General features: G+C 60.9%; 3 protein-coding genes and 6 pseudogenes. 5 read left to right on the forward strand and 4 right to left on the reverse strand.

Annotated elements, in window-relative coordinates; translation table 11 throughout:
* Window positions 1-116: 116 nt before the first annotated feature.
* Window positions 117-332, reverse strand: a pseudogene (locus AC0L3H_RS32540) (helix-turn-helix domain-containing protein); the annotation flags it as partial.
* A gap of 102 nt (window positions 333-434) precedes the next feature.
* Here AC0L3H_RS32540 and AC0L3H_RS32545 point away from each other — a divergent pair.
* Window positions 435-807, forward strand: a pseudogene (locus tag AC0L3H_RS32545) (ATP-binding protein); the annotation flags it as partial.
* 37 nt (window positions 808-844) lie between these two features.
* Window positions 845-1,549: pseudogene (locus tag AC0L3H_RS32550) on the forward strand (transposase); the annotation flags it as partial.
* Here AC0L3H_RS32550 and AC0L3H_RS32555 read toward each other — a convergent pair.
* Window positions 1,456-1,982 (reverse strand): annotated as a pseudogene (locus tag AC0L3H_RS32555) (transposase). The pseudogenes AC0L3H_RS32550 and AC0L3H_RS32555 overlap by 94 nt on opposite strands.
* Window positions 1,939-2,289: pseudogene (locus AC0L3H_RS32560) on the reverse strand (IS110 family transposase); the annotation flags it as partial. The pseudogenes AC0L3H_RS32560 and AC0L3H_RS32555, both read right to left, overlap by 44 nt.
* Before the next feature lie 639 nt (window positions 2,290-2,928).
* Between AC0L3H_RS32560 and AC0L3H_RS32565 the strand changes: the two are divergent.
* Both AC0L3H_RS32565 and AC0L3H_RS32570 read left to right on the forward strand, forming a co-directional pair.
* Window positions 2,929-4,191: an ATP-grasp domain-containing protein gene (locus tag AC0L3H_RS32565; protein WP_473588208.1), complete on the forward strand. Its 1,263-nt coding sequence runs from the start codon at window positions 2,929-2,931 to the stop codon at window positions 4,189-4,191.
* A 159-nt stretch (window positions 4,192-4,350) separates the two neighbouring features.
* Window positions 4,351-5,040, forward strand: a pseudogene (locus tag AC0L3H_RS32570) (IS256 family transposase); the annotation flags it as partial.
* A gap of 79 nt (window positions 5,041-5,119) precedes the next feature.
* Here the strand turns inward: AC0L3H_RS32570 and AC0L3H_RS32575 are convergent.
* Window positions 5,120-5,521: a tyrosine-type recombinase/integrase gene (locus AC0L3H_RS32575; protein WP_473588209.1), complete on the reverse strand. Its 402-nt coding sequence runs from the start codon at window positions 5,519-5,521 to the stop codon at window positions 5,120-5,122.
* Between the two features lie 101 nt (window positions 5,522-5,622).
* On the opposite strand from AC0L3H_RS32575, the gene AC0L3H_RS32580 reads away from it, so the two are divergent.
* Window positions 5,623-6,198, forward strand: coding sequence for a hypothetical protein (locus AC0L3H_RS32580; protein WP_473588210.1), 576 nt, complete (start codon window positions 5,623-5,625; stop codon window positions 6,196-6,198).
* The last annotated feature ends 23 nt before the right edge of the window (window positions 6,199-6,221 follow it).

Here is a 6,221-nt window from a genome sequence, read left to right on the forward strand (position 1 = left end):
AATGTCGCCTGATTGCGTTTCAAAAAACGCCCCATGCGCCATCTGCGCCAAACTTCGGCCCCCGTGCAAAGCCCTCCATAGGCGAGATATTTCCAGCGTCAGCTCGAGGAGATCGCCTCGACCTCGGGCGGCGTGCGGTTGGCCAACAGCGGCTTCCTGCGCGTCAGTTCCTGCAGCGCCAGTTCGCCGCCGGTCTCGTAAAGCTCCTTGAAGCGGTAGAAACTGTCGCGCGAATAGCCCATCATCTTGCAGGCCTGGCTGACATTTCCGAGCTGTTTGGCCAGCTCCAGCAGCCCCACCTTGGCGCGGATGATCTTTTGGTCCTTGGTCATGTCAGTGTCCTTTCTAACGCCGAGGCCGGGCGCTGCGAACCCTGACTACTCCGCGCCCGGCCTCGGCTCAAGCTTCAGCCTAGGACACCCTCTGTCAGATAAAGTTTAACTTTACAGCTGACGACCCTGTCGCCGCCGAAACTGTTGATCATCGACGAGCTCGGCTATCTCCCGTTCGAAGCCAATGCCGCGCATCTGTTCTTCCAACTGGTGTCGCGGCGTTATGAGCGGGGGATCGATCCTGATCACCTCCAACCGCTCGGTGGGCGAATGGGGCAGTGTGTTTGGCGATCCCGTTGTCGCAACCGCGATCCTTGATCGCCTGCTTCATCATTCGACAGTGATCACCATCCGCGGTGACAGCTACCGGCTTCGTTCAATCCGGCTTGCAATGAGGTCCGAAGACCAGCGGGTGCTCCGTCGAGCATGCGGACCTCACAGAAGCCTCCAGATTTCGCCGCCTGGCGAAGCATGATTCACTGCTTTCATTACAGTGAATCGGGAGCCAGGCGATGGGCAGACCACGCGAGCGGCGCGAGACTGGAGAACAGGATTTGTTCCGCGCTCGCCTTGATCAGATACTCAACATGAACCATGAGCCGGTGCGGCTGGCCCGCACCATCAACTGGCCGGTGCTGGAGGCGCGCTTCGGTGCGGTCTATTCGGACGGTCCCGGCATGCCGCCGCTGCCGACCCGGCTGATGGCGGGGCTCGCCATCCTCAAGCACACCTTGAACCTGTCGGACGAGGCGCTGTGCGCACGCTGGATCGAGAACCCGTATTCCAGTATCTGTGCGGCGAGGAGTTCTTCCGCTACGACCTGCCGTTCGACCGCTCCTCGATGACGCGCTGGCGGAGCCGCATGGGCGAGGAGCGGATCATGGTGCTGCTGCAGAAAAGCCTCAGCATTGCGGTCAAGACTGGGGCGATGAAGCCGCAGATACGCGCCGGGTCATTGTCGACACGACGGTACAACCCAAGAACGTGATGTTCCCGACCGACGCCAAGCTCATCCATTGCGCCCGCGAGCGGCTGGTGCGGCTGGCGAAGAAGACGCGGCTCGACCTGCGTCAGTCCTATGTCCGGGTCGGCAAACAGGCGCTGATCATGTATCAGCGCTACGCTACGCCCACGCCAAGCATTTCAAGCGGGCCAACAAGGCTGAGGTGGAAGCGCGCGAAAATCCCATCGGGGCTCGCCCCATGGATTTGCGCAGATAGCGATCGCCACGTTTGCTGATACCGAATAGGCGGGCTCGCCCTCCACTGGACCGTTGTTTCGGCACCAGGCCGCGAACTGACGGCCGTTCTTGAAGCAGGTTCTATTGCCGACGGCAGCAATCAAGGCGGTTGCCGTTACGGGGCCGATTCCTCCGGCCTTTCCAAGCCGCTGGCGCTGCTCGCTGGCGTGGAAGATTTCTCGTATCCGACGGTCAAAGGTTGCAATGCGATCATCGAGTTCGGCCATTTCCGCCCGCAACTCCCTCATAAGCGAACGGACCATGTCGCTGAGGCCGTCATCGTCGTTCCCGACGATGACGGCAAGGCTGCGTCGCAGCTGCGAGATGTCACGGGCAATGACAATCCCATGCTCGGCGGCACAAACCGCGCATTGATGGCCGACTGACCGCCTCGCAGATGGCTTCCGCATCGTTCCGGTCGTTCTTGTTCGACTTGACGTATCGTGTCACGAATTGAGGGCTGATCAGGCGAATCTCATGGCCGAGATCGGAAAGCACCCTTGCCCAATAAATGCGCTCCGTTCGAGGCTTCCATGCCGACCAGACGTCGCGGCGATTGGTGAAGAAGCGGGCTACCGCATCGCGAGGCAGCGTCTTTCGCACAACGACTTTTCCGTGGCTGTCGACGCCGTGAACCTCGAAGACATACTTCGCAAGATCCAGACCTATCGAACGACCTGCATGACATCCTCCCTCGTTGCAGTTGGCGTTCGAGATTTCACCGCGCGTAGAGGGCGGGGTCCATACCATTGGCCTCTGCGTTGCAAGTAGAATCTCCCGTAGCGTCGCACCGGCGGGTGCAGTCATGTGTCGGAATGTGTGGCACACATGGCCACTGGCCCGATGTGATCCGCAGATCAGGCCCCAATCAAATGTCCGCAGTCAATGCCTGCTTCCACTTGGAACGGGTTCTCCTGATCCCGGGTCTGCCGGTAATCGTCACGTCATCATCAGAACTTGCAATCAAAACCGGTAAAGTGATCTGCTTACGCAGCTACAGTGGCGCACGCAACTCGGTCGCCTCCATTCCGGTAATCTCCTGGCGAGCCAGCAAAGCCCCAGGCGATGCGCGCCATTTTGTTGGCAAGGGCCACCGTCACCAGGCGCGCGAACAACCAAGAGAACACCGACCCTGCACCAGATATGCGGAACATCCCCTGATTGACGCTGCGATCTCACTTTGATTGCCGCGCCGCAAAAACATTGCAACAGATCCTTCAATTAAATTTACAAAACCTTTGCCACTGCAAATCGCTGACAGTGGTACCTTCAGCGCAAGTCGGAGTTCAGGTGCGAATAGAAAGCTACGTCTGTTAGCGCTCAGGCCGCCACAGCACGCAACGGAGATCAACGCCAATGGCAAGAAGAGCACTCATCCTGGTTGAAGGCGGTCCATGGGGTTGTGGCCAGCTATACGTCCAAGCGGCCCAGCGTCTTGGCCTTCATCCAATTATCCTGTCGGCCGATCCAGCGTCCAGTCAGTACGACAATTTTGCGTCGGAAAGGACTGAGGCAATCCGTGTCGATACAGATGATCTCGATGCGCTGATCCGCGAATGTTCCCAACTACGTGAGACCCATGGCATTGCTGGCATCACGAGCCAGGAAGAGGAGGTCTATGCGACTGTCGGCAAGCTCTGCCAGCATTTCGATCTGCCGGGACCGAACCCCGCATCGATTGAACGATGCTGTGACAAATTCACTCAACGTGAACTCCTCGCGGGGGCCGGCGTTCCAATGCCTGCTTATCGCGTGGCAGTGAACGCGACGGAGGTTGAAAGCGCTGCCGCGGAGATCGGCCTGCCGGTAATTCTCAAGCCAACCGTTGGCGGCGGCAGCAGCGGTGTCCGATTGTGCCGCAACCTCGATGAGTTAGCCGAACATACGACGTTTCTGTTGTGCGGAGAGCACATACGGCTGCCTTCGCCAGCGCAGCGCAAATGGCTGTCCTCGCCGAGGATACTGGTCGAAGAATTCGCACAAGGCCCCCATTATACCGTTGACATAATGGGAAATGAGGTCATTGGGATTGCCGCCCTTGACTTCGGTCCCGCACCGCATTTCGTCTATCGTGAGTGCACCTATCCGGCCGCGCTGACTGATGACGAGCATGAGCGTATCGCCGATGTTTCGCTGAGCTGTTTGCGAGCTATCGGCCTTGGCTGGGGGCCAACGAACGTTGAACTCCGGTGGACAAAGCATGGCCCAGTCGTCATTGAAGTCAATTGGCGTCTTGCTGGCACACCCGACCCTCAACTGGTTCAGGCGGCTTGGGGTGTCGATCTCGTCACCGAGCACATCAAGCTTGCCGTCGGCGACGAATGCGATTTGCGTAGAAGGCATTCGCACATTGCGGTCGCGCGGTTCCTGGTTGCTGATCGCGACGGCACCCTCGATTGGATCAGTGGTGACAGTCAAGCGGCTGCAGTACCAGGTGTCGCCGAGGTCAAATTCTATGTTGAACTTAAGACGCCGATCGTCAGGAAAGGCGACTGGCGAGACTGTATCGGACATGTCGTCGCCGCTTCCCCCAGCCGCGCTCAGACCGAGGCGATACTTCAGCGTGCCATGGACTTGATCGATTGGTCGATCACACCTTTTCCGACCCTTGGCGAATAGAACAATCATTGGGCCCACCCTCTCTGCTCCAACTCCGGCGGCTTGGCCCGCAAGCTGGAGCTGAGTGAGCATCACAAGCTTCCTGACGAGGAGCACCCATGCAGTATGGGCGTTGCCTGCGATAAACGCGCCGAAGTTGCGCCCTCCCTGAGGATTTGACGCACGTCGATAAGCTTTGCGCCCGAGCGGCTGATGGAGCTGGAGGTGGGCGCCGCCACCGGCGCGCCCCATGGCGAGAAGAACCCGCTGCGGCTTGTCCAGCGCAACGGCTACCGCGACAGAGACTGGGAGACGCGGGCCGGCACCGTCGAACTGCGCATCCCCAAGCTCAGGAAGGGCTCTTACTTCCCGAGCTTCCTGGAGCCACGGCGCATGGCCGAGAAGGCGCTGACCGCCGTCATCCAGGAGGCCTACGTCCAGGGTATCTCGACGCGCTCGGTCGACGACCTGGTCAAGGCGATGGGCATGAGCGGCATCTCCAAGAGCCAGGTCAGCCGGTTGTGCGAGGAGATCGACGGCAAGGTGAAGGCCTTCCTCGACCGGCCGATCGAGGGGGACTGGCCATACCTGTGGATCGATGCCACCTACCTGAAGGTGCGTCGCGGCGGGCGCATCGTCTCGGTCGCCGTCATCATCGCTGTCGGCGTCAACGCAGACGGCCGGCGCGAGGTGCTGGGCATGGAGGTCGGCACGTCTGAGGCCGAGCCGATCTGGACGGAGTTCTTGCGCAAGCTGACCCGCCGCGGCCTGCGCGGCGTCAAGCTCGTCGTCTCCGATTCCCATGAAGGCATCAAGGCGGCCGTCACCAAGGTGCTGTGCGCGACATGGCAGAGGTGCCGCGTCCATTATGCCGATGTCCGGATTATGCCGACCTTGGGGGTGGATGTCGGCTTCGGAGGCGGTGATCGCTGCGATGGGGTCGGCATAATCAGAGCGCCTCGAGGAAAGCGAGAAGCTTGTCGGGCGGTCTGTAGCGTCCTGGCGCCGTGTTGGCCGGCGTGGTTTTCGCCAGGGTGCGTTCTTTAAGCTCCAGATCGGCGTGCAAGTAGATGTGGGTGGTCTCGATCTGTTCGTGGCCAAGCCACAGCGCGATCACCGAGGTGTCGACGCCGGCACGCAGCAGTCGCATTGCCGCGGTATGACGCAAGGTGTGCAGTGTGACCCTTTTCCGCTGCAGCGACGGACAGTTTCTGGCAGCGATTTCGACATACCTCGCGAGCCGGTGCTCGAGAGCGTCGCGGCTGATCATCCTGCCGGTCTGTGTAGGGAAGAGGGGATCAGCCGGCTGCCCGGCACGTTCGGCCAGCCAGACGCGCAGCACGGCGGCCATGTTGGTAAGAGGGGCAAAAGTCGTGGCGAGGGCTGCGTCAGATTGACTCGGCTTTTGATGTCCAGATTCCCGACGGGCGGGATTTCTGATTCATTGCGGCCATGTCTTTGCCCGCGGACATTGAGTCGCTGTCGAATGCCGATCTGAAGGCGCTGGTGATACAGCTGCTGGGTCGGGTGGCGGAATTGGAGCGGACGGTTGCGCAACAACGTGACGAGATCGCGCGGCTGAAGGGCGGGAAAGGTCGCCCAGACATCAAGCCCGGCAAGCCGAGCGGCATGGAGCAGGCGAGCGGTCGCGCGGCCGGCAAGCCGGGTGATGGCCGGCGGCGCGGCCGGGGCGCCAAGAACACCGAGTTGGTGATCGACGAAGAGCGGATCGAGCGAGCCACCTCGGTGCCGCCCGGCTCGCGCTTCAAGGGCTACACGGACTTCGTGGTGCAGGATCTGGTGCTGCATGCGCACGTGACCCGCTTTCGCTGGGAACGCTGGTTGCGGCCCGACGGGACAGTCCTCACGGCGCCGCTGCCGGCCAATCTTTCGGGCCATTTCGGGGCGGGGCTGCAGCGCTTCGTGCTGGCGCTCTACCATCAGGGCCAGGTCACCGTACCACGCCTTTTGGAGTTTTCGGGGACTGTCAGGAATTCTGTGCGCGAGGCCGATTTCGTCATTGGCTGACGAACCTCTCGCCGAAGACGACG

Source organism: Mesorhizobium sp. WSM4816 (genome assembly GCF_055811535.1).

Excerpts from the sequence above, each read along its gene's own strand:
- AC0L3H_RS32565 (WP_473588208.1), top strand. The coding sequence starts at position 2,929 with ATGGCAAGAAGAGCACTCATCCTGGTTGAAGGCGGTCCATGGGGTTGT.
- AC0L3H_RS32575 (WP_473588209.1), bottom strand. The coding sequence starts at position 5,521 with ATGGCCGCCGTGCTGCGCGTCTGGCTGGCCGAACGTGCCGGGCAGCCG.
- AC0L3H_RS32580 (WP_473588210.1), top strand. The coding sequence starts at position 5,623 with ATGTCTTTGCCCGCGGACATTGAGTCGCTGTCGAATGCCGATCTGAAG.